Below are 17,995 nucleotides of genomic sequence, written 5' to 3' on the forward strand. Positions count from 1 at the left end.
CAGGGCAACCGACGCGTCATAGCGCAGGTTGCCGCCGGGAGAGCTGCATGTGGCCGAGCCGCCATCCCTCCCCGGTCGCGAACCACACCCGGGTGGCCACCGCCTGCACCAGGAACGGCGGCAGGTCTGGCACCCGCCGGATGCGCATCTTCTGAAAGCAGGTCACGACGGCCCGCTCCTCTCGCTCCTGGCACGTCACCTCGCTGGTCTCGGCCTCGATGGTCGCTCCCATCGACGCGTTGTAGGCAAGGAAGCGCTCGCGGTCGTGGACATGGCCGACCGGCCCATGCACGATCACGCAGTCAGGAAGCATCAGCGCGCGCTGCTCCTGGTCTCCTTTCGTGATCGCGACGAGCCATGCCGCCTCCGCCCGGGCGACCGCGTCCGGCATGCGGACGTCGTCCTTGCTGCTCGGTGCTGACTGTGTGGTGGTCATGGTCCGGCTCCTGTCCGAGTGGGTCGTCGGTCGTTGTGCGTGGTACGCCGCGACCCGCCGCGATGGGCTGCTCCCGGGGAGGAGTCGCGGCGGGCGCGGCGGCTGTCCGGCGGCGCTGGTTCGTCGGCGTCAGCCGTCGAGGGTGTGCGGGTCGTCATCGAGATGTGTCTCTCCCGGGCCGCCGCGCCCACCCAGGAGAGTGAGTGCCGCGGCAACGAGAGCGGCCACGCCCCCGAGCACGTAGGCGTGGGAGTAGCTGTCGCTGAGTGCCTGGAAGGCGACGTCCTTGAGCGGGTTGAAGGGGATGACCTGGCCGTCCGGCGAAGTGACAGTGGCCGGCACGGAGTTGGCGCCGAGGGGTCCCGAGGACACGGCGTGCACCGCCGCCTCCAGCTGCGGTCTCTGGTCCGCGGGGGCGTGTGCCGGGGCGGCCTGGAAAGCCTCGTACGCCTTGCTCAGTGCGGGGTTGGCGGCCACCTCGCGGGCCATCTCCTTGGCGGCCTGGCCCAGCGCGACGGCGCCCGCGATCGCGGGGCCGAAGGCAAACCCGAGGTCCCGGAACGTGCTCGTGGCACCGCTCGCCATGCCGGCGAGGCGGTTGGGCAGCGCGTTGACCGCGACCGCGCTCATGGCGGCGAAGGCGAGTCCCGAGCCGGTGCCCGCAAGGATGAGCGGCCCGACGATGGAGCCCAGCGCCCGGTCGCTCGCCGGAACTCCGGCGAACCACAGCCCGCCGACCCCGATGAGGACCAGGCCGGCGAAGAGGACCCACCGGGGGTTGTAGCGCTCCAGCAGCTTCGCCGTGAGCGGCAGCAGCACCAGGCCGATGCCTCCGAAGAAGAGGTAGGCGATGGAACTCTTCAGCGGGCTGAATCCCTGGACGGTGGTCAGGCGGATGCTGGTGGAGTACATGATCGCGAGGAAGCCGAACATACCGATCACGGTGACCACCGAGTTGATGGCGAACGCCCGGTTCTTGAACGCGCTCAGGAGGAGGAGCGGCTGGGCGACCTTGCCCTCCACGACCACGAACAGCACCAGGAAGATCCCCGCGGCGACGAACGCGATGACGATCTGCGGGCTCCCCCAGCCGCTCTCGGGACCCTGGATCACGGCGTAGAGCAGAGCGAACAGGCCGAGCGCGGCGGTGATCTGCCCCGGCCAGTCGAGGGAACGGCCTTCGGGCGCGGCGGAGTTCTGGGCGAGGATCAGCGACAGCGTCACGCTGACCAAGGCGATGACCATGATGCCGACGTAGGCCCAGCGCCAGTTCCCGGTCCCGTCCCAGCCGGTGTGGATCTTGGCGGCGACGCCTGCCAGCAGCGGTCCGAGGAAGCCGCCGATGGAGAGTGCGGCGGCCCAGACCGCCACGCCACGGGCGCGGGTGGCGGTGGTGTGGGTGCCGGCCGCCACCATGGCGAGGCTCGTGGGGAAGATGGCCGCGGCCCCGATGCCGCTGAGGAGCTGACCGATGATCAGCAACGTCACCCGGGTGTCCGTCGACGACCCCTCACCCGGCACCAGGACCGCGACGGCCGAGCCGACGACGATGAGCACGGCACCCCCGACGAGCAGGCGCTTGCGGCCGAAGAGGTCACCGAACACGCCGAAGCCCAGCTCCAGCGCGGCGACGGGGATGAAGAAGGCGTCGACGATCCACGTCAGCTGCGCCGAGGACGGCGCGAGATCCTGCTGGATCAGCCCGGTGATGAGCGAGGGGACGGAAAGGGCCATCTGCGACAGGCACACGGCGAGCACCACCGCGGCCAGCGTGCCGCGCCCCAGGGTGTATCTGGCGCTCTCCCCGCTCGCCTCGGCGGGTGAATCGGTCTGGACCATGGACGACTCCTTGCGCGCGGCGCGCGCTGCTGTCGGAACCGGCGTTCTCAGCCGGACCTTGCTGGGGTGCTCTTGTCCGGGCATGCGCAGACACCGCCGCCGAACCGCCCCGGGGGCCTGCGCGGACCCGCTCCGCGTGGCTCTGTGACCAACCCTGATTCAGGTCGCCCGGCGCGGTGAGCGACCTGCCGGGCAGCGACAAGGTAGGAAGTGACCCCCGTCACGCTCAATGGACATGTTCATCAGACGAACAGAGCGCCCCTCGGCGGCCGCCCCGATGCCCACCATTCAGCAGTGACCGCCGTACCGGGACAGGTCCTCGCACACGGCGTGCGCCGCCCCGGTTCCTTTCGAGCACCGACAGGAGAACCGAGTCATGGCTGGAAAACTGACCGGCAAGACAGCCGTCGTGACGGGGGGCAGCACCGGCATCGGGCAGGAGATCGCCCGCAGGCTCGCGGCAGAGGGGGCGGACATCGCGGTCGCGGACGTCGATCCGGCCGACGAGACAAGGGAACTCGTGGCGGAAACCGGCCGGCGATTCCTCAGCGACAAGGTCGACATCTCCGATGAGGAGGCGATCCACGGATTTGCCGCGCGCGTGCGAAGCGAACTGGGTGCCGCCGACATCCTGGTGAACAACGCGGCCGTCGTACTCCTGGCGGACTTCGAGCACGTGACCCTCGACCAGTGGCGTCGCACCTTCGCCGTCAACGTGGACGGCGCCTTCCTTGCTTCCAAGGCGTTCCTGCCGGACCTGAAGGCGTCCGGGTCGGGACGCATCGTCAACATCACCTCGTCGAGCTACTGGACCGCGCCGCCGCCCTTCGTCTCCTACATCTCCGCCAAAGGCGCCCTGAACGGATTCACCTCCGTCCTGGCCGCCAACCTCGCCGCTCACGGCATCACCGTCAACGGCGTCGCGGCAGGTCTGGTCCGGACCGCAGCGGCCGTGGAGAACACGAGCGAGGCCTTCTTCGAGCAGGCCGTGCAGATCCAGGACATCAAACGGGTGCAGATGCCGACCGACGTCTCCGGCGTCGTGGCGTTCCTCGCCTCCGAAGACGCATCGTTCATCACGGGGCAGATCATCGTCGCGGACGGCGGCAGCACACGCCGCTGAGACTGTGGGAGTCGCCTGTGGGAGGGACGTGACGCCCTCGTCCGGGCCAACAAGACGCACGACTCTCGCGGAAACCCGCTCCTACCTGCGCAAACGCGGGATCAAGGCCACTGTCCCGGTCCCCGCGGAAACGGTCTGGTCCTCGCGCCGCTGCTGCGAATGTGCGGCTGCCGTTCATCCGGCAGCCGCACTCCCCGGGTCCGTCAGCCGGCGTTGAACCGGTACGACCCGGCCGAAGCCCGGTAGACCTTGTAGGCGGCCCCGCCAGCCGTGTCGTCCCGGACGAAGCCGACGCCTCGCGGCGCGTCCACCGGCTTGCCCTGCGTGGGCACCCAGATCTCGGCTTTCGTGTTGTACGGGACGGTGACCTCCAGCTCGATCCTGCCGTCCGCGCGCCGCTCCCATTGCGAGGCCACCTTGCCGCGGACCGTGTCGATCGACGCGCTCACGCGGTCGAGGGTCTTCGGCGACAGGTCGGTGTCCTGCGTGTCCTTGGGGACGCGGCTGTTGACCGCCGCCGAAGGCACAAACGGGCGGATCCTGAGGGACTCGTAGGCAATGTCCGTCGGACGGATGCCGGCCAAGCTCTGGTAGAACCACGTCGCCACGGTGGAGCGGTAGTGGTGGTTGACCGAGAGCCGCTCGCCCCACTGCTCCCACAGCGAGGTGGCGCCGCGGGCGATCTGGTCCACGTACCCGGGGGCGCCGGTCTGCGTGACGGCCTTCAGGGCGATGTCGGTGTAGCCGTGGTCGCTGAGGAGGTTGAACTCATAGCGCGAGCCGTACATGTCGTTCTGGATGTGGTGGTCCGCTGCGACTATCCGATCGGCGAGCAGCTTGACGAGTGCCTTCTCGTTCTCTGAGACGCTCTTCGTGCCCGCGAGGTAGCGCGGATCGGAGGGCTTCAGATCCGAGCCGGGTACCAGGTCGAACGCGATGGCCAGGGTGTTCTCGCTGGAGATGCTGCCCTGGGTGAAGTGGCCCTTGTCGGCGTCCCAGTAGTTGCCGATGAACGCCTTGCGCAGGGTGCGCGCCAACCGGGCGTAGTGCGCGGCGCGTTCGGTGCGGCCGATGAGGCGGCCGACCTCGTCCATGTAGTCGCAGAAGTGGATGTAGTAGGCGAGGCTGATGACCGCGTTGCTGCCCGGGCTCTCGGCTCCCGAGTAGGCGCCGAGCGAGGCCTCGAAGATGTAGTTGTTCTCGGGGGTGAAGAGGGCCTCGTAGTACTTCAGGAGCCTGTCCTGGTGGTCGTAGAGCTCGGCGAACAGGCTGCTGTTGCCGTAGTACGTGTACAGCTCGCGCGGCATCACGAAGTACGCGGCGTCCCACGCGGGGACCGCCTTCCAGGCCTTGTCCCAGCCGGGGGTGTGGTCGTAGCCGTAACCGCCCTTGGGCATGGGGACGACCATGGGCAGCTGGCCGCTGGAGATCTGGTTGTCGGGGAAATGCCGTAGGTAGGTGGTGAACACGCCGTTCACGTCCCAGGTCAGTGACTGGGACTCGGAGCTGGCCATGGCGTCGCCGGTCCAGCCGTTCTTCTCGCGGGACGGGGTGTCGGTGGGCTTTTGCACCAGGTTGTTCTGCTCGGCCCATTCGAGGTTCTGCTGCAGCCGGTTGAGCAGGGCGTTGTCCGTGGCGAAGGTGCCGGTGCGGGCGAAGCCGGTGCGGGCGACGGCGACCGTGAGCAGCTGGGCGTCGCGGTCCAGGTCGGGTGCGCGCCCCAGGACGGCTTCGAGGTTGCTCACTTCCAGGTAGCGGAAGCCGAAGTGGCTGAACTGCTGCTCCCAGCGCTGCGTGGCGCGCCGGCCGACGGTGTAGTAGTGCGTCTGCAGGTTCGCGTCGTGCTGGAAGTTCTCCTCCTCGACCGACAGTGGGGAGCCTGATGCCCGGTTGCCGCCGCGCAGGCGCAGGGTGAGCCCCTCCTTGTCCGGGCCGACTCCGGTCAGGGACAGGCGTACCAGCCCGGTCATGATCTGGCCGTAGTCGAGGATCCAGACGCCGGAGCCGGGCACGGTCTCGGTGAGGGCGACCGGGCGCAGCGTCCGGTTGACCAGGACGGGCTCGGCCTCGTGCGCGCGTACGACGGCGGGCGTGAAGCCCTCGGGGATCTTCGTGGCCGGCAGCACGCCGTGGTACTTCGGCGCCGGGCCCGCGCAACTGCCGGGCGGGATCAGGGCGGTGGCCGGTCGCCAGTCGCGGCCGGTGCGGTAGTCCGCCGAGCGCCAGTCGCCGAGCCGGTCGGCCCGTCGTGCGTCGTATTTCTCGCCCGAGTACACGGAGTCGAAGGTGGTCGGCCCGTCCGCGCTCAGCCAGTCCCTGTCCGTGACGAGAGTGGTGGCGTGGCCGTCGGTGTAAGTGACGACGAGTTTGGCGCGCAGGCGGGGCTGGCCGGCGTACGGGGCGAGCTGCCAGAACCACAGCTGGGGCGTGGTCAGCCCGTACCAGCCGCGGCCGAGCTCGGCGGCGAGCACGTTCTTCCCGCTGGCCCGCAGCAGCGCGGTGACGTCGAAGGTGTCGTACAGGACGGTACGGTCGTACGTGCTGTGGTCGGTGAGCAGCCGGGGCACGTTCGTGCCCTCACGGTCCGCCGGCTTGCCGTCGACGGTGAGCGGGGCGCCGTTCACTGTGAGGGTCACATTGCCGGCTGCGCTCAGGTGCAGGCGAGCCTTGGCGATCTCGCGGCCCTTGGGGAGGGTGAACGAACGGCGCAGCAGCGGCGCCGGGTTGGCGATCGGCAGGACGTTGTTGCGGGCCGGGATGAAGGGGTTCTTGGGCGGGAAGGTCAGGCCGTCGAGGGTGGCGATGCCGGCCTCGAAGGGGTTGGCGCCGGTGGTGAGGTCGACGGCGAAGTCGGGTGCTCCGGTGCCGGTCACCTTGACGCTGCGGACGACGGCGGAGGTGCCGCCGGCGAAGCCGAAGCTGCCATGGCGGCGGATCTGGTCGCCGGTCAGGGTGCGGCTGTCGACCTCGACGTCGTTGACGATGGTTGTCACGGTCAGACCCCGCACCGCCACGACCACCGTGTGGTCGTTGGTGTTCCACGTGTCCTTGGTCAGTCCCGTCGTGGCCGGGAGGGGGACCGTGGCGACCGGGACGGTGCGGGTGCCGTCGGTGGTGGGGTTGGTCTCGCTCTGCGGGTCGTAGTGGTTGACGCCCCAGTCGGGCTCGGACGTCCCGTCGTCCACCCAGGTGTTGCCGGCCCAGTGACGGGTCTGCATGACCAGCTGCATGTCGTCGCCGGTGCGCCGGACGGTCCAGTTGAGGCCCTCGCTCCAGGTCTTGCCGACGGCCTCGGCGCGCAGCAGCAGCGACAGGCCGCCCGCCGGGTCGGCGCCGCCGCGGAAGACGACGCTCGCCTCAAGGTCCTCCCAGTCGTGGTCCTGGGCCACCCGGCCGCCGATCCAGCGTGCGCCGGACCAGTCCTTCTCGCCGTTCAGCAGGCCCGTCTCCCACCGCGCGGGCGCGCTCCACGGGCCGCGCGCGCCGCTCTCGTCCCAGGTGCGCACCTGCCAGAAGTACGTGCGCTCCGAGTGGAGTCCGGGGCCGTTGTACGGGGCTTCGGTGCTCGACGTGCCGGTCACCCTGCCGCTGGTCCAGACGTCGGATCCGCCCGGACGTGTGCCCACCCTGATCTCGTACGCACTCTGCCGCTTCACTGGGGGTATCCAGCTGAACGCCGGTGCCGTCTGGATTCCGAGGGGCTGGGTCCGGGAGTTGACCTGGAGAGCTGTGGGCGCGAGTCCGCCTGACCGAGGAGCGGGCCCGCTCAGCGCCAGGGCGCTGGGCGCGGTGGTGAGCGGGAGAGCGGCGCCGGCCGCCGTCATGAGAGCGAGCATGCGTCGGCGGCTCGGCGTGTTTCTGTTGTCCTCGGCCACAGGATCAGGTCCTTTCGCTCACGTCGGCCATCCCGACCGCGTAAATGAAACGTTTCAATGCTTTCCAATCGGTAACCTTATGAAGCGGGCGGCGCCGAGGCAATAGCCAGGAGCGCGAAAGGCTCGCACGATCTACCAGCGATTTCGACCGTGGGATGACGCCACCCCGCTCCTGGTGCTCGCCAACGCCGTCGGCCAGAACCTCATGACGGCATGACGAGCCACCACGACGACACCCCGGGGTTCGCGCCTCTCCAGCGCTGCGAGGGCGCCGCCGCGGCCGACGCCGGCTGATGTCTTTCATTTCACCGCACGGACACGGGCACGGTCTCGCCGGTCGTGATCCCGCCCTCCCGGACGTGCCCACGGCCACCCACTACGGCACGTCCATGTTGAGTGAGCGCAGGTCCAACTCGGTGCGCTCGTACACCTGCCAGCTGTGGCGGAGCTTCTGCGGGTGCCGCCCGTAGCGGATGGTGTAGCCGGTGACTCCCTCGACGGCGTTCCATTTCAGATACGCGGTGCGCTGGTCGACGCGTCGGGCCCGGACCCGCGTGGCGGCCGGGGCCGGGGCGTCACCGGTCCCGAAGACACGCAGGCCGCTGACTGCGAACATTGCCGTCGAACGGCATCCGGCCGCCGGGCACCCGCACGAACCTGGCGCGCTGTGGCGAGTCGAGGACGGCGTAGGCGTGCGGTGTGTCGTCGCCCTTGCCCCTGAATCGCGTACGACATTCCATTGCTGGGCGAGGTGGCGCGGCGTGGGCGTCCCTGATGGGCTCTTGTGGCTCCGCAGCCGGTCGGGGAAGGACGACCCACTGGGAAAGCGAGGCCACCGTGCGGATGATTTCGGGCGCAGCGCCTCACGAGCCCGGTCGTAGTCGAAGAGCTGCCCGGCGTAGCCTGCCAGATCCTCGTCCAGCCGGTACCGCCTGGGCGAGCTCGGCGCGGACGGCGACACCATGGACCGCGAACTCGGTGGTCACGGCAACGAGGACGGACCAGGACGCGACAAAGGAGCTGTGGCCGGCGCGGAGGGCCGTCGTCAGGTCACGAGCGCGTCCCGGGCGGCGCCCAGCGCGGCGAGCACGTCCCTCGCGAGGGCACGGAGGGCGGCCTCGTCCGGCGTGGCGGAGGTTTCCAGGGCCGCCTCGATCGTGCGGCCGAGCAGGTCCGCCCGACGGTCCGGACGGAGGCCCTCCCCCGGGACCGCGAGACCCCCCGTGATGAATCCGGTCAGCACCGCGTCGATCGTGTACATCTGGTCCGCCGCCGGCATTGTGACGGCCATCAGCCCGTGCGCGCGCCATACCTCGACGAGGCGGGCGAGCAGGGTGTGGAAGCCGAGTTCCCGGATGACGGGACGGCCGGCCGAGGTAACGGCGAGCGCGCCGAGGATTTCGCTGTCACCGGCGTGGATGGCCCGCGTGACGGGGTTGCGGGTCTGCTGCAGGAAGATCTCCCGGACCACCCTGCCGGGCAGGGCGGCAGCGGGGTCGTCCGTGATTTCTGCAGCGAAGGCGCCGAGCTCCTCGTGGAGTTCACGCCGCAGCAGTTCGGCGAACAGCAGCTGTTTCGTCTTCCAGTGAAGGTAGACGGTGCCCTTCCCGATACGGGCGCGGCGCGCGATCTCATCCACGGTGACCCGCTTGTAGCCCCACGCCAGCAGCAGTTCGCGCGCCGCCGCCAGGATGCGCTCGGCGCGTGTGTGGTCGGTCTGTGGGGCGGCGGCCGAGCGGTCCAAGGTCATGGGTACAGCATCTCACCCTCTTCACAGGATGACCAAATTTCTAATCTGGTCAACGAGTATCAATCACGAGTATTGTCGAGGCATGACCTCTTCGCCACTCCCCTCACAGGGCGGTCGTCGCGCCCTCATCGTCGGATCCGGCATCTCCGGTCTGGCCGCGGCCCTGAGCCTGCACCGGGCCGGCTGGCAGCCTCTGATCATCGAGCGGGCCCCTCAGCGCCGCACCGGCGGCTACTTCGTCCGCTTCAACGGCCCCGGCTACACCGCCGCAGAACGCCTGGGCATCCTGGAGTCGCTCCCGGACCGCCGCGACCCCGCAGGGCGCATGTTCGAAGTCGACTCCCGCGGCCGTCTCACACCGGGCCTGGCCTTTCCCGAACAGGTCAACGGCACCCCGCTGCGGATGCTGCTGCGCAGCGACCTGGAACGTGTCCTGTACGAGGCCGTCCAGGACCTGGTGGAGATCCGCTACGGCACCGGGCCCGCGACCATCACCCAGGACCGCGACCAGGTGACGGTGACACTCACCGACGGGTCCGTGGAGAGCGCGGACCTGCTCATCGGCGCCGACGGCATCCACTCCACCGTCCGTTCCATGGTCTTCGGCCCCGAGGACCTCTACCGCAAGGACTTCGACCACGTCGTGGCCGCCTGCGTCATGGACGGCCCGCTGCCCGGCCTGCAGGAGGGCGACAGCGCGGTGGCCACTGCCCCCGGGCGCTCCGCCTGGATCAACAGCTACCGCGACCACCCCCCGGTCGCCTTCCTGCTGTACCGCACCGACTGGCCCGCCGCCGAGATCCGCAAGAAGCCCTCGGCCGCCCTGCGCGAGGCGTTCGACGGCTTCGGCGGGGACCTCGTGCCCGCGATGCTGGAGGCGATGGACCGCTCCGAGTCCGTCCTGTTCGACCAGGTCAGCCAGATCCACCTGACCCGCTGGAGCCAGGGCCGGGTGGTCCTGCTCGGTGACTCCGCCTGGTGCATGACCCTGCACTCCGGCCAGGGTTCCGGCATGGGCATCGCCGGCGGCGAACTCCTGGCCCGCCTGGTCACCGAACACGGCGACCTGCCCACCGCCCTGGGCAGCTGGGAACAGCGACTGCGCCCGCACGTCACCCGCTACCAGAAGGAAGCCCTGCTCCTGCAGCACTTCTTCATGCCCGCCAACCGTTTCGGCCGCGTCGCCCGCAGCACCCTGATCCGCGCGGTCTCCACCCCGGTCGGCGCCAAGCTCGGCAAAGCCCTGATGGGCTGACCCACCCCACGAGAAAGAGAACATGGGATGACCACTCAGACGACCGAGACCGTGGCCGATCGCTACATCACGCTCGTGGACCGCGCGGTGCACGAACCGCAGGCACTGCAGGAGCTCGGATCGGTGTTCGCGCCCGGGGCCACCGTGCAGTTCGGCGACCTCCCGCCGGTGACCGGCCTGTCCGACATCACGGAGTTCTACCGGAACTTCTACTCCGAGATGGCCGACAGCAAGCACGTGTGGACCACCACGGTGCTCGACGACGGGACACTCGAAGTCCGCTTCATAGCCGCCTGGCGCACCACCGACGGACAACTCGCGTCCCAGGGCGCCGTCGAGCACGTGACCGTCGACGCGAGCGGACTGATCACGCAGCTGCGGGTCCTCGGTCCCGATACGGAGATAGCAGGATGAGCGCCTTCCACCCCACCCTGATCAGCGCCGCCGACGACCTCGCCGCGACCACTCCCGGCAAGAACGACTCCTGATGGTTTGTCTCCAGACTGCATGATGGTCGTCCCGAACGACGGAGACCCGGCGACGGGGTAGCCGAACGCCTTCGACGGCCCGTGGACCGTCTCGTCCGACGACAAAGACGAGCGGGAGGTTCGCGGGCGCGGCGAGCCTACGCGTGGCGGGAGTTCTGGCCGGCCGCCTCGTCCGGTTGCGACTGGGCTGTGTCCTTGCCGGCGGCGCGGTGAAGGACGGACTGGGCGTACCAGCTGGCGAGGATGCGTAGCTTCCCGAGGTCGTCGTCGGTCTTGCCGGCGTAGACGAAAAGAATCTGGTCGGGGTCGCCCGGCAGGGAGAGGGCTTCGTAGGTGATGTCGAGGCGGCCGACGACGGGGTGGTTGAACCGTTTGCTGCCCCAGGTGCGTTCGACCACGGTCCGCTCGGCCCACCAGGTGCGGAACTCAGACGAGACTGCACGCAGCTCGGCGACGAATGCGGCGATCTGCGGGTCGTCGGGGTTGCGGCCGGCCTCGGCGCGCAGCACGCCGACGACCTCGGAGGTGACCTGTGCCCAGTCCAGGTACAGGGAGCGGGCGGCTGGGTCCAGGAGCATCCAGCGCAGCAGGTTGCGCTCATTGGCCGGGCGGTGGTTGAACGGGGTGAACAGCGCGTCGAGGAGGTCGTTGGAGGCCAGGACCTCGTTGCGGCGGCCGAGGACGAAGGCGGGCTGGTCGTGCAGCCCGTTCAGCATGCGCAGCAGCTCCGGCCGCACCTGCTGCGGCGGCGCCGCTTCCGCGCCGCGGCGGGGCTGGGGGCGCAGCAGGTCGCGCAGGTACTGGGTCTCGGCCGGGGTGAGCCGGAGGGCCTCGGCGATGGAGAGGATGACGCCCTCGGAGGCACTGGTGAGCCGACCTTGCTCCAGGCGGGTGTAGTAGTCCACGCTCACCCCGGCGAGCTGTGCGACCTCCTCACGGCGCAGACCGGGCACCCGCCGGCCCGGGTAGTTCGCCAGACCGACCTGCGAGGGGCGGACCGCGTCACGCCGGGCGCGCAGGAACTTCTTGATCTCCTCGGCATTGTTCGCCATGCCTGCCAGTGTTCCCCGGCGCGTGGTGGGGTTCCACTGACGTGGGGGGGAAGGTTTTTCCCCGGCAGCACTGGCCCCCGTTCACGGCTTGGACGGTTGCTTTTCGGCGTGCATGAATGGTGGGGCGGCCATCGCAGTGACCTTCAAAAGGTCCGCGGCCCGCCCGCCGTGTGTGGCACCGGCCGGGGCGGGCGCCGCTTCACCCCGTACACAGCACCCCGTCACCGTCACCTGTTGTGATCGCCGTGGGAGGGGTGTGCCCGTTCTGAGGGAGATTCGCATCGTGACTGCTTCGCAGAAGGTCTGGTTCATCACCGGCTGCTCGACCGGCTTCGGCCGCGCCCTGGCCCGGGAGGTCCTCGCCGCCGGCCACCAGGCGGTCGTCACCGCCCGCGACGTCGCTCAGGTCAAGGATCTCGTCGAAGGCAACGAGCAGGCGCTCGCGCTGCCCCTCGACGTGACCGACACCGCGCAGGTCAAGGAGGCCGTCGAGGCCGCGGAGAAGCACTTCGGCGGCATCGACGTGCTGGTCAACAACGCCGGCATCGGGTACTTCGCCGCCGTGGAGGAGAGCACCGACGACGAGATCCGCCGCATCTTCGACATCAACGTCTTCGGTCTGTCCGACGTCATCCGCGCGGCCCTGCCGGGCATGCGCGCGCGCCGCTCGGGAACGATCGTGAACTTCTCCTCCATCGGAGGACTGCGCGCCTTCCCGGCCGTCGGCTACTACGTCGCCACCAAGTTCGCCGTCGAGGGCCTGACCGACGCCCTACGCCAGGAGGTCGCCCCGCTGGGCATCACCACGCTGCTCGTGGAGCCCGGCCCCTTCCGCACCGACTGGGCCGGCCGGTCCGCGGGCGAGACGCTGCCCGAGCGGGAGATCGCCGACTACGCCGACACCGTCGGCGCGCAGCGTGCCGGGTTCCGCGCGGACGCCGGCAAGGAGCCCGGCGACCCCCGCGCCGCCGCCCGGGCGATCATCACCGCCCTGGCCGCCAACCCCCACCCCCAGCGCCTGCTGCTGGGCGCCCCGGCATACGGCATGGCGATCGAGCAGTTGGAGTCGATGCTCGCCGAGATCCGCGCGAACGAGGCACTGACCAAGTCGGCCGACTTCGACGCCTGACCTCACGTCGGGTGCGCTGGCCGGTGACGACGCCGTACGCCCTGTCGCCGGCCGGCGTAGCCCGGCAGCCCCCGCTGCCGCACCTGCACTTCGCACGAAAGCCGAACCGATGAGCAAGCACACCGTCCCGGGCCACGAGAACCTGCAGGCCGCGGCCCGCACGGTGATCACCACCCTGGCCGGAGCGACTGACCCCCAGCGACTCCTGCAGCACTGCCGGTCCCTGCACACGGCAGTTACGGAAATGGAGGCGATGCTCACCGATGCTCCCGCCACCGAGGGCACGCCGGGCGTGTCCTGCGGCCACAGCCTGACCTGACCGTCCGCACTCGTACGACGAAAGGTGCTCCAGGATGAATGCGCACTCCGCCGCGGCCACCGGCGACGGGCCCGGTGGTGCCCGGATCAGCCACGGACGTGCCTGGATCGACCAGGACGCCGGAGTCCGTATCGGCTACACCCTCGCCGAACCGCCCCCGCTGCCCGAGGGCGCGGCGCCGAAGACGGTGGTGCTCATCCACGGCGCCCCGCAGACGCGGCATGCCTGGCGCAAGGTCCTCGCCCCGCTCGCGCAGGCCGGCTACCGCGTCATCGCCCCCGACTACCGAGGTGCCGGTGCGTCGACCAAGCCCCGCGACGGCTACGACAAGTGGACGATGGCCGCGGACCTGCACGTCCTTGTTCACGACCACCTCGGCGTTCAGGGGCCTGTCTCGGTGGTCGGCCATGACCTCGGCTCCATGCTGGCGTTCGGCTACGCCCTGCGCTACCGCGACGGCGTGGTCAGTCTCACCACCATGGAGGCACCGCTGCCCGGCACGGACTACTACGAGCAGCGCAAGGTCGCCAAGAGCGCCTGGCACTTCGACTTCCACGCCCACCCGGACATCGCCGTGCACCTCACCCACGGCCGGGAACGCTGGTACATCACACGGTTCTTCGACGACCTGACCTACCAGCCCGACGCGATCACCGACGCCGATGTGGACGTCTACGCGCGCGCCTTCCAGGCTCCCGGCGCGATGCGCGCCCTGTGCGAGATCTACCGGGAACTCGACCACGACGCCCGGATCCACCGCGACGCCATCGCCGCCGACGGCAAGCTCCCCGTCCCCGTCCTCGCCTCCGGCGGCGCCACCCAGGCACTGGCCGTCAACTACCAGGGCATGTGCGAGGAGATCGCCGACGACGTCACCGGCCACCTCGTCGAGGACGCCGGCCACTGGGTGCCCGAGGAGAACCCGGAGGGGTTCGTGCGCATGTTCCTCGACTTCGACCACCGCGCCCGCACCGCCTGAACACCGCTCTGCGTATGGAGACAGCCACCATGGCGAACAGCCACGACAACCACCTCCAGGGCCGCGTCAGCGTCATCACCGGCGCCTCCTCCGGCATCGGCGCGGCCACCGCACGGGCCCTGGCCGCGCGCGGCGCCCGCGTCGTCCTCGCCGCCCGCAACGTCGACAAGCCCAACACCCTGGTCACCGGGATCCGGGAGGCCGGCGGTACCGCGAGCGCCCGCAGCACCGACGTCACCCGCCTGGACGATGTCGAAGGCCTGATCGAGTTCGCAGCCGACGAGTACGGCCCCGTCGACCACCTGGTCAACAACGCCGGCCTGACGCTCTTCTCCAAGTGGTCCGACCGTGCCGTCGACGACTGGGACAAGATGATCGACACCAATCTCCGCGGCTGCCTGCACGCCATCAGCGCCGTCCTGCCCGGAATGATCGCCCGTCGGTCGGGCCACATCCTCAACCTCGGCTCGGTGGCCGGCATCCGCGTCGGCGGCGCCAGCGGCGTCTACAGCGCCACCAAGTTCTTCATCCGCGGCATCACCGACAGCCTCCGCCAGGAAGTCGGCATCACCCACGGCATCCAGGTCTCCATGATCAGCCCCGGCGTCATCGACACCGGCTGGGCCGACAAGGTCTCCAACACCGAGGGCAAGAGAATCGCCCAGGACCTCAACGAGGGCGCCATCCACCCCGACCGCGTGGCCGGCGCCGTCGTCTACGCCCTCGACCAGCCCGCCGACGTCACCGTCAACGACATCGTCATCCACCCCACCCGTCAGGACTGGTAGTACCCACCCCTCACGGAAACGGAGCACCTCGCATGAGCAGCACCGCCTCTCCCCGCCCCCTCGCCCTGGTGACCGGGGCCTCCGCGGGCATCGGCTTCGAGCTCGCCAAGCTGTTCGCCATCAACGGCTTCGACCTGATCGCCACCGGCCGCAGCGAGCACACCAACCAGGCGGCGGCCGACCTCGCACACCACGGCGTCCATGTCACCCCTGTACGCGCCGACCTCTCCCACAACGAGGGTGTCGAGGCGGTATGGCGGGCCGTGCAGGAGACCGGCCGGCCGCTGGAGGCCGCGGTCCTCAACGCCGGCCGCAGCATCGGCGGCGCCTTCCTCGACACCGACCTCGATGACGAACTCTCCCTCATCCAGCTGAACGTGGCCTCCGTCGTCCACCTGGCCAAGCACGTCGCCCGGCACATGGCCGGCAACCACCGCGGCCGCATCCTGATCACCTCGTCGCTGTCGGCGACCCTGCCCACCCCCTACGAGACCGTCTACGGGCCCTCCCGCGCCTTCACCCGCATGTTCGCCCTCGGACTGCGCGAGGAACTCAAGGAACACGGCGTGAGCGTCACCTGCCTCATGCCCGGAGCCACCGACAGCAACTTCCACTCCCGCGCCGGCATGAACAACACCGCCTTCGGCCCCGGCATGAAGAAGAACAGCCGCACGGAAGTCGCCCGGCAGGGCTTCCTCGCCCTGATGAACGGACGCGCCGAAGTCGTCGGCGGCGACGCCGCCACCAAGCGCACCGCCATCGAACACCGCTTCCTGCCCGAGACCTACAAGGCCGCCCGTCACGCCGGCAAGGCCAAGCCGCGCCCTGCGCGGTAAGGCAGCCACGAAGTCCGTGGGCGCGCAGTGGCACGAGCTGCGTGCGGCTTCCTCCCGCCGCTGCGCCCGGGGCCGGAGGCGGCCCGCGGCCTCGCGCCGTCGTCAAGCGCTTCGGTGTACCGCTCACCACCTACGGAGTCCTCTCCGGGGACTGCAAATCGTTCGGCTCTGCCCCGTAATTGGTGGTAGCGCTGTGTGGTGATCATTGAAGGAGGATGCGGTGGCGGAGCAGGGGGAACCCGGCTCGACCGCGCATCTGCCTCACGATCCGTTTGGTTCGGGTGTCGGCGCCCTCAGTGCTGCCCTTGTGGTAAGCGAGGGTGAGTTCGGCGTCGACGGCGGCGCGGTCGAGTTCAAAGCCGTTCGCGAAGCAATGCAGGTGGGGTAGGCCGGTGGCGCGGACCGTGGTGATCCAGTCGGTGAGCTTGCAAACTCACCGGTGAGGCGGGCAAGTTCCGTCATCTCGGGGCAGGCTTCGGTGAGTTCCCGCAGTAGTGCGGTGTCCTTGTCGCGCAGGTTCTCGGGGCGAGTGAGCAGGAGGCGGGCGAAACGGTGCGGGGTGGTGACCGGCTTGTCGCCCTCGGCGCGGCCCTGGGTGATGTAGCGGTAGAGCAGGTTGAGGCTGCCGGTGTAGCCCAGTTCCTTGATCTCGCGGAAGAGTTGGAGGACGGGGACGGCCGGGTCTTCCGCGCGGCGGGTGCGCAGGTGGTCGCGGTAGGGGTCGACGAGCGTGGGCTTGCAGCGGGGTGCGCGGCGGTCGCCGGTGGGCTCCTTCATGGATCCGCAGCACGGTGTGGATGTGGAACGGCTCGGTGGTGTCGTACAGCCGGTCCAGGAGGCAATCGATTCGCTGCGTAGCTCATAACGGGATGAGGTGGCGATCTCCGGCGGCCCGTCAGCGGCATGACGGTCCGGCGCCAGGCATACAAGGCTCCGGAGGCCGGCGGTTCAGGTGCGGGGTTTGGTGAAGCGCTCCTGGCGGGCGGCCTTGACGGGTTCCGGCAGTACGCGGTTGATCAAAGCAGTCCGCTTGGTGGCACGGTCCCCTCCGACGACATGGTCCTTGCCGGCCATGAGCGCGTCATATCCCTGCTGTGCGACCACACGTCGGCTGTTCTTCCTGGCTCCGGGGCCGAGAGCGGTGTTGTCCATGCCGGCGCGGGAGTGGAAGTCGGTGTCGGTGGCGCCGGGCAACAGGGCGGTGACGCCGACGCCGTGTTCCTTGAGCTCGTGCCGCAGTGATTCGGCGAACATGAAGGTGAACGCCCGGGAGGGGCCATAGATGGTCTCGTAGGGCGTGGGCGTCGTCGCGGAGATCGAAGAGGTGATCAGGATACGGCCGCGGCGACGCTCGGCCATGTGCCGCGCCACGTGTTTGGCGAGGTGGACGACGGAGGTGACGTTCAGTGCGATCAGACCCAGTTCGTCGTCCAGGTCGGTGTCGAGGAAGGCTCCTCCGATGCTGCGACCGGCGTTGAGCACGGCGGCCTCCAGCGGACGTCCGGTTTTCGCGACAGCCTGCCAGACGTTCTCCACTCCCTGGTGGTCGGCGAGATCAGCCTGGACGGCGATGGTTTGGGCGCCGTGTTGCTCAAAGTCGGCCGCTACTTTATGGATGTTGTCGCTACGACCGGTGGCGATGAGGTCGTAGCCGTTGCGGGCGAAGAGCAGGGCGAGTTCGTAGCCGATGCCGGCGGAAGCGCCTGTCACCAGTGCCAGTGGCCGGCGGGAAGGTGCGCTGTTCATGGTGTGCTCCCATGGAGTGTGGTCTGCGTGTCCCGGATGCCCAGTCCTCCGCAGGGACGTGGGAGTTCCAGCCGGTCAGCAACTTCCTGGCGTGCATTGCGCTTGAGTGCCTTCCAGCTCGCCGCAAGGCACTCGGCGCTCGACACAGATCAGTGGGGCGATCGCTTCGATGGTGTGAAGGATCAAGGGGCTTCAAGGAGTGCTTGCGGCTGCGCTCTTCCTCGGGTGCGTGGTGTGAGAGCAGGCGGGCTCCAGGCCCTCCGCACGACCTCTTGAATTCGTTGGACCAATCCTCATCGCCGTCAAAGGTACCTCTCACCGTCCGGTCTAGCGGTACATTGGTCCAACAAATATTTCACTGCGATCAGAGAGCGAAGCGT

15 protein-coding genes and 1 pseudogene are annotated in these 17,995 nt (G+C 69.4%); 8 read left to right on the plus strand and 8 right to left on the minus strand.

All coding sequences use genetic code 11. The features are described from left to right. Window positions 1-16: 16 nt before the first annotated feature. Together SGFS_RS00455 and SGFS_RS00460 are read right to left on the minus strand one after the other, a co-directional pair. Window positions 17-436, minus strand: coding sequence for a nuclear transport factor 2 family protein (locus SGFS_RS00455; RefSeq protein ID WP_286246701.1), 420 nt, complete (start codon window positions 434-436; stop codon window positions 17-19). A 129-nt stretch (window positions 437-565) separates the two neighbouring features. After that, a complete protein-coding gene (locus tag SGFS_RS00460) occupies window positions 566-2,275 on the minus strand; it encodes an MFS transporter (protein ID WP_286246702.1) in 1,710 nt (569 codons plus the stop codon). Window positions 2,276-2,651: 376 nt separating this feature from the next. Between SGFS_RS00460 and SGFS_RS00465 the strand changes: the two genes are divergently transcribed. After that, window positions 2,652-3,398 carry an SDR family NAD(P)-dependent oxidoreductase gene (locus tag SGFS_RS00465; protein ID WP_286246703.1) on the plus strand — a complete coding sequence of 249 codons (747 nt, stop codon included), beginning with the start codon at window positions 2,652-2,654 and terminating at the stop codon, window positions 3,396-3,398. 203 nt (window positions 3,399-3,601) lie between these two features. On the opposite strand, the gene SGFS_RS00470 is transcribed toward SGFS_RS00465, so the two are convergent. The 3 genes from SGFS_RS00470 to SGFS_RS00480 form a co-directional block, all read right to left on the minus strand. Then, on the minus strand, window positions 3,602-7,222 hold the full coding sequence (locus tag SGFS_RS00470; RefSeq protein ID WP_286246705.1) for a family 78 glycoside hydrolase catalytic domain: 3,621 nt from the start codon (window positions 7,220-7,222) through the stop codon (window positions 3,602-3,604). A 427-nt stretch (window positions 7,223-7,649) separates the two neighbouring features. Beyond that, the gene (locus SGFS_RS00475) at window positions 7,650-7,889 is read right to left on the minus strand and encodes a hypothetical protein (RefSeq protein WP_286246706.1); all 240 of its coding nucleotides are present in this window, start codon (window positions 7,887-7,889) and stop codon (window positions 7,650-7,652) included. A 429-nt stretch (window positions 7,890-8,318) separates the two neighbouring features. Beyond that, window positions 8,319-9,023 (minus strand): TetR/AcrR family transcriptional regulator, encoded by a 705-nt coding sequence (locus SGFS_RS00480; RefSeq protein WP_286246707.1) that lies wholly within the window; start codon window positions 9,021-9,023, stop codon window positions 8,319-8,321. A gap of 82 nt (window positions 9,024-9,105) precedes the next feature. On the opposite strand from SGFS_RS00480, the gene SGFS_RS00485 reads away from it, so the two are divergent. Next, window positions 9,106-10,278: an FAD-dependent monooxygenase gene (locus tag SGFS_RS00485; RefSeq protein WP_286246710.1), complete on the plus strand. Its 1,173-nt coding sequence runs from the start codon at window positions 9,106-9,108 to the stop codon at window positions 10,276-10,278. Between the two features lie 27 nt (window positions 10,279-10,305). Then, window positions 10,306-10,692, plus strand: a complete 387-nt coding sequence (locus SGFS_RS00490) for a nuclear transport factor 2 family protein (protein WP_286246712.1) — start codon at window positions 10,306-10,308, stop codon at window positions 10,690-10,692. A 211-nt stretch (window positions 10,693-10,903) separates the two neighbouring features. Here SGFS_RS00490 and SGFS_RS00495 read toward each other — a convergent pair whose 3' ends face one another. After that, complete coding sequence (locus SGFS_RS00495; RefSeq protein ID WP_286246714.1) at window positions 10,904-11,818, minus strand: helix-turn-helix transcriptional regulator; 915 nt, start codon at window positions 11,816-11,818, stop codon at window positions 10,904-10,906. A gap of 283 nt (window positions 11,819-12,101) precedes the next feature. Between SGFS_RS00495 and SGFS_RS00500 the strand changes: the two genes are divergently transcribed. From SGFS_RS00500 to SGFS_RS00520, 5 genes are all read left to right on the plus strand, one after another. Next, a complete protein-coding gene (locus SGFS_RS00500; RefSeq protein ID WP_286246715.1) occupies window positions 12,102-12,947 on the plus strand; it encodes an oxidoreductase in 846 nt (281 codons plus the stop codon). A gap of 109 nt (window positions 12,948-13,056) precedes the next feature. Beyond that, window positions 13,057-13,266 carry a hypothetical protein gene (locus tag SGFS_RS00505; RefSeq protein WP_286246717.1) on the plus strand — a complete coding sequence of 70 codons (210 nt, stop codon included), beginning with the start codon at window positions 13,057-13,059 and terminating at the stop codon, window positions 13,264-13,266. A 34-nt stretch (window positions 13,267-13,300) separates the two neighbouring features. Next, window positions 13,301-14,245 carry an alpha/beta fold hydrolase gene (locus tag SGFS_RS00510; RefSeq protein ID WP_286246718.1) on the plus strand — a complete coding sequence of 315 codons (945 nt, stop codon included), beginning with the start codon at window positions 13,301-13,303 and terminating at the stop codon, window positions 14,243-14,245. A gap of 29 nt (window positions 14,246-14,274) precedes the next feature. Then, complete coding sequence (locus tag SGFS_RS00515; protein WP_286246719.1) at window positions 14,275-15,033, plus strand: SDR family oxidoreductase; 759 nt, start codon at window positions 14,275-14,277, stop codon at window positions 15,031-15,033. 32 nt (window positions 15,034-15,065) lie between these two features. After that, complete coding sequence (locus SGFS_RS00520) at window positions 15,066-15,869, plus strand: SDR family NAD(P)-dependent oxidoreductase (RefSeq protein WP_286246720.1); 804 nt, start codon at window positions 15,066-15,068, stop codon at window positions 15,867-15,869. Between the two features lie 202 nt (window positions 15,870-16,071). Here SGFS_RS00520 and SGFS_RS00525 read toward each other — a convergent pair. After that, a pseudogene (locus SGFS_RS00525) lies at window positions 16,072-16,640 on the minus strand (ISL3 family transposase); the annotation flags it as partial. A gap of 177 nt (window positions 16,641-16,817) precedes the next feature. Continuing rightward, window positions 16,818-17,615: an SDR family NAD(P)-dependent oxidoreductase gene (locus SGFS_RS00530; RefSeq protein ID WP_286246721.1), complete on the minus strand. Its 798-nt coding sequence runs from the start codon at window positions 17,613-17,615 to the stop codon at window positions 16,818-16,820. Between the last annotated feature and the right edge of the window lie 380 nt (window positions 17,616-17,995).

This window comes from Streptomyces graminofaciens (genome assembly GCF_030294945.1).
GTDB classification, from domain to species: domain Bacteria; phylum Actinomycetota; class Actinomycetes; order Streptomycetales; family Streptomycetaceae; genus Streptomyces; species Streptomyces graminofaciens.